General features: G+C 69.8%; 3 protein-coding genes and 1 pseudogene. 2 read left to right on the top strand and 2 right to left on the bottom strand.

Annotated features, from left to right (window positions below):
* Both FV222_RS17165 and FV222_RS17160 read left to right on the top strand, forming a co-directional pair.
* Nucleotides 1-697, top strand: a pseudogene (locus FV222_RS17165) (peptidase M48); the annotation flags it as partial.
* A 93-nt stretch (nucleotides 698-790) separates the two neighbouring features.
* Nucleotides 791-1,471: a glutathione S-transferase N-terminal domain-containing protein gene (locus FV222_RS17160; RefSeq protein ID WP_147765098.1), complete on the top strand. Its 681-nt coding sequence runs from the start codon at nucleotides 791-793 to the stop codon at nucleotides 1,469-1,471.
* 197 nt (nucleotides 1,472-1,668) lie between these two features.
* Here FV222_RS17160 and FV222_RS17150 read toward each other — a convergent pair whose 3' ends face one another.
* Nucleotides 1,669-3,435, bottom strand: a complete 1,767-nt coding sequence (locus tag FV222_RS17150; protein WP_147765100.1) for an ABC transporter ATP-binding protein — start codon at nucleotides 3,433-3,435, stop codon at nucleotides 1,669-1,671.
* Between the two features lie 312 nt (nucleotides 3,436-3,747).
* Entirely contained in the window at nucleotides 3,748-4,947 is a 1,200-nt protein-coding gene (locus FV222_RS17145) for an MFS transporter (RefSeq protein ID WP_246685512.1), read from the bottom strand.
* Nucleotides 4,948-4,998 lie beyond the last annotated feature (51 nt).

Below are 4,998 nucleotides of genomic sequence, written 5' to 3'. Positions count from 1 at the left end.
CACCCGCGCCGCGCGGCGCACCGGCGCGCCCGGCATCGGCGTCGACGACCGGGCCGTCTACCTCGCGGCGGTCGACGGTCTCGCCTACGGCGACAACCCCGGCGAGGGCGCGGTGCGCGGGCACCGCTTCGTGCATCCGAGCCTCGGCATCGCCTTCGAGGTTCCGGACGGCTTCTCGATCGAGAACACCCGCAACGCGGTGCTCGGCACCACCAACGAGGGCAGCCGGCGCCTGCTGTTCGACCAGGTCGAGGCCAAGGACGGCCAGGGCCTCGACGCCATCCTCAAGGCGACGTGGAACGACGCGATCGACCCGGCCTCGATCGAGGTGGCGCCGATCGCCGGCCACCCGGCGGCGACCGCCCTGTCGCGTGGCAAGGACTGGACCTTCCGGCTCGCCGCGATCCGCGTCGGCGAGACCACCTTCCGCCTGATCATGGCGGCCAAAGGCGCGACCGACCCCGACCCGGCCTTCCGCCGCTGGACCGCGAGCCTCGCTTCGGTCTCCGCCGCCGAGACCGCCTCGCTGAAGCCCCTGCGCCTGCAGGTCGTCGCCGCCGCGTCTTCGAGCGCCGAGGACCTCGCCCGCCGCATGGCGGTGCCCGACAGGGCGCTGGATCGGTTCCTGGTGCTCAACGGCCTCGAGCGCGGGGTGCCGCTGAAACCGGGCCAGAGCTACAAGGTGGTGGTGGAGTAGGCGGGCGCGCGCCGATCGGGGCGTCGAGGTCTTGCAACCGATACGTCCTTCGCGCGAAGCCCCGGTCGGGGCCACATGCAGGACGCGCACGCCATGATCCGCTTCTACTACAACCTCTCGCCGAACCCGATGAAGGTCGCCCTCTGCCTGGAGGAGACCGGCCTCGCCTACGAACCGATTCCGGTCGACACCCGCCGGGGGGAGCAGTTCGCGGAGACCTACGCCGCGATCAACCCGAACGCGAAAGTGCCCGCGATCGTCGACGGCGACGCGACGGTGTTCGATTCGAACGCGATCCTGCTGCATCTGGCCGAGAAGGCCGGGGCTTTCCTGCCACACGGCGAGGCGGCGCGGGGCGAGATGCTGTCGTGGCTGATGTTCGTCGCCACAGGCATCGGGCCGTTCTCGGGCCAGTGCGTGCACTTCCGTCACTTCGCCCCCGAGGCCGAGCGGACGGGCTACGCCGCCGAGCGCTACGTGTTCGAGGCGCGGCGCCATTGGAGCGTGCTCGACGCGCATCTTTCCGGCCGCAGCTTCGTGCTGGCCGAGTACGGCATCGTCGACATGGCGGTGTGGGGCTGGGCGCGGATGCTGCCCTTCATCCTAGGCGAGGACGCGATCCTCGAATTCCCCAACGTGAAACGGCTGCTCGACACGGTAAGCGCCCGCCCCGCTGCGCAGAAGGCGGAAAGCCTCAAGGGCCGCCACGGGTTCAAGGCCGAACTCGACGACGAGGCCCGGCGCTTCATGTTCCGGTCGATGAAGGTGAGCTGAGGAAAAATCTTATCCCGACCTCGCCCTCATCCTGAGGTGCCCGCCCCGGCGGGCCTCGAAGGAGGGGGCCAGGGATCGCGGTGAAGTCTGGAGGGCTCCTTCGAGGCCTCCGCTTCGCTGCGGCGCCTCAAGATGAGGTCGCAGGGTGAATGGGCTCGTCTGATCGATGCGCCCCGACAGGCAACGGGGTGACGGGGCTACGCCGCCACCAACGCGCCCATCGACATCGATTCCTTCTTCATCAGCTCGCGATAGAACCCGTCGAGGTGGGTGAGCTTGTCCGGCGAGCCGTCCTGGATGATGCGACCACCCTCAAGCACCACGATCCGGTCGAAATCCTTGAGGGTCGAGAGCCGGTGCGCGATGGCGATGACGGTGCGGCCCTTCATCAGGTTGGCGAGCGCGTGGCGGATCGCCTCCTCCGATTCGGCGTCGAGCGCCGAGGTCGCCTCGTCGAGGAGCAGGATCGGCGAGTCCTTGAGGATGGCGCGGGCGATCGCGATGCGCTGGCGCTGGCCGCCAGAGAGCTTGACGCCGCGGTCGCCGACGATGGTGTCGAACCCCTCCGGCAGGGCGTTGATGAAGTCGGTGCAGTGGGCGGCGTCGGCCGCCTTCCATACGTCCTCGTCCGAGGCTTCCGGCCGGCCGTAGCGGATGTTCTCGCGAAGCGTGCGGTGGAACATCGACACGTCCTGCGGCACGACCGTGATCGCCTCGCGCAGGGATTCCTGCGTCACCCGGTCGATGTCGTGCCCGTTGATCAGGATCTTGCCGCCCTTGGCCTCGTAGAAGCGCTGGATCAGCGAGAACAGGGTCGACTTGCCGCCGCCCGACTTGCCGACGAGGCCGACGCGCTGGCCGGGCTCGAGCACGAGGTCGAAGTCGGTGAAGACCGAGCGCCCGTCCGGGTAGGCGAAGGCGACGTGATGGAACTCGATGCGCGCGCCGGACCCTGAGAGCGGCACGGCCTCGGGATGGTCGATCAGGTCGTGCGGCTGCAGCAGGGTGTGCAGCGCCTCCGAGAGGCGGGCGGTGTGCTGGGTCGCGTCGACCAGCGCCACGGCGAGGTCGCGGGTGGCGGCGAGGATGCGGATGCCGAGAGTGCAGACGAGCACCACCTGGCCGTTGGTCGCCTGGCCCGCCTCCCACATGGTGATCGCCCAGTAGAGCAGGCCGAGCACCGCGAGCACGGTGAGGATCGCGTGCACGATCCGGAGCTTCTCGAGGTAGAGCAGCGAGGAGCGGCGTGCGCGCATCTCCTTGGCGATGGTGCCCTCGAAGCGCACGCCCTCGCGCTTGAACGCCGAGAAGGCGCGGACGAGCGGCATGTTGCCGACGAGGTCCACCATCTCGCCGTCGACGCTGGCGGCCTTGGAGGCGAAGTCGTGGTGCAGCGGCTTTCCGGCCGCCGCCATCTTGAACATCAGCACCACGACGGCGGCGAAGATGCCGGCCAGCACGAGCGCCATCGTGAGGTTGACGCTGCCGATGTAGAGGATCGAGCCGAAGGCCGCGACGCAGGGCGGCATCACGTTGAACACGAACATGTTCTCGACCGTGAAGATCGCGTTCGAGGTCGCGGTGATGCGCGAGGCCAGGGTACCCGGCTGCCGGTCGGCGAAGAAGCTCGGAGAGTGCCCAGTCATGTGCCGGAACAGGTCGCGGCGGATGTCGCCGGTGACGCCGACGAAGGTGAAGGACCCGACGAGCGAGGCCACGCGCCAGAGCATGTTGTCGGCGGCGATGAAGGCGATGAGGATCGCGAGCGCCCCCCAGATCAGGTGTGCGTCGGGTCCCTTGCTCAGCGCGTCGACGACGCCCTTCAGCGCGTAGTCGGTCGAGACCGAGAACCCGACGGCGCCGAGCACCGCGACCAAGATCACGGCGTGCGGCAGGGCCCGGCGCCGGAGGTAGCGGCCGACGAAGGCGAAGGGCCGGTCGGCGTATTGGCAGAGGTCTTCCATCGCGATGAGCATCTCGATTTCAGGCGACGCGGAGGGCCGGCGGAACGGGGAGGGGCGAAGGGGCGGACAAGCGTGCGAACGAAGCAATGGAGAAGGGTGCGAACGGAGGGGCGGGCGACACGGTGTACGCGTTGGCGGACGGCACGGCGACGAGACGCGAATAAAAATCAGCGCCGGCGGGGCAACGCAACAGCCTCGTCGACCGTTGCGTGAGCCCCAACCTACGCCGCGCTTTTATCCCGCGAACCTGAACGGCGTTTGACCGGCATGCGAATCCGGTGCCGGACGCCGTTGCGCCCCACGCATCGACCCTCATCGCGCCGCCTCGCGCCGGGTCTCGGGCATGATCAGCGCTACCAGCGCGAAGGCGGCGGCGCCCACCACCGCGAGCCCGAGGAAGGCGGTGTGGCTGCCGAGCCGGTCGGCGAGGATCCCCGCGAGCGAGGTCGAGAGCGCGGCGCCGATCCCCATGGCGGTGCCGACGGCGCCCAATGCGAGGTTGAAGCGGCCGGTGCCGCGGGTGAGGTCGGAGACCACGAGCGGCACCATGACCCCGAGAACCGCGGCCGAGACGCCGTCGAACACCTGGATCGCCACCAGCAGGTACGGGTTGTCTGTGTAGGCGAAGAGCAGGCCGCGAATGGGAAGCGCGGCGAAGCCCGCGAGCAGCACCGGGTAGCGGCCGAAGCGCTCGGCCGCGCGGCCGACGGCGGGGGCTAGCACCGCCAGCACCGCCTGCGGGACCATGATGCAGGCGGCCACCAGCGCGGTCGCGGTCTCGCTCGCCCGCAGGGTCAGCACGCTGCCGACGAGCGGCAGCATCGCGGCGTTGGCCAGGAAGAACAGCGTCATGCAGGCGGCGAAGCTGAGAAGCGCGCGGTTGGTGAGCAGCGCCCGCACGCCGCCGGACGCGGCGTCCGCGGGGCGTGCCTCGGGTTCCTGCGTGCGCACGCCGGCATCGATCTCCTCGGCACGGATGGCGGAGAGCGCCATGATCGTCGGCACCACCAGGGCGGCGGTAAGATAGAACACCGCGTCGTTCGACAGGTAGTACCCGCAGGCGCCCATGCCGGCAGCCGCCACCGCGTTGCCCATCGCCTGGAAGCTAGCGTTGCGCCCGAGGCGCTCGCCGGCGCGGGCATGGCCGACGAGGCCGATGCTGATCGCGGCGATCGCAGGCGTCAGGATGCAGCTCGCCGCGGAATGAACCGCCATCGCCAAAAGGACGATCAGGAAGTTCGGCCACAGGGCCAGCGCAAGCGCGCTCGCCGAGATCGCAGCCACCGAGACGCCGGCGGCGAAGCGCTTCGAGCGCATCGCGTCGACGAAGGCGCCGCCGGGCACCTGGCCGAGCAGGCTGACGAGGCTGCCGACGGTGAGCGCGAAGCCGATATCGGACTGGGTCCACTTCGATTGCGTGAAGTACACCGCCAGAAACGGCCCGAACCCTGTCTGCAGGTTGGCGACGAAGAAGGCGAAGAGGTCGAGGCCGCGCCGGCTCGCCCGCGACAGGCCGTCCGCACCGGAGGCCGCGGGCGCCGGCTCGACGGCCGCCTCGCGCAG

This window comes from Methylobacterium sp. WL103 (genome assembly GCF_008039885.1).
GTDB lineage: Bacteria > Pseudomonadota > Alphaproteobacteria > Rhizobiales > Beijerinckiaceae > Methylobacterium > Methylobacterium cerastii.
The sequence above is the reverse complement of the archived record's forward strand: the minus strand, read 5'-3'. Positions and strand labels throughout refer to the sequence as shown.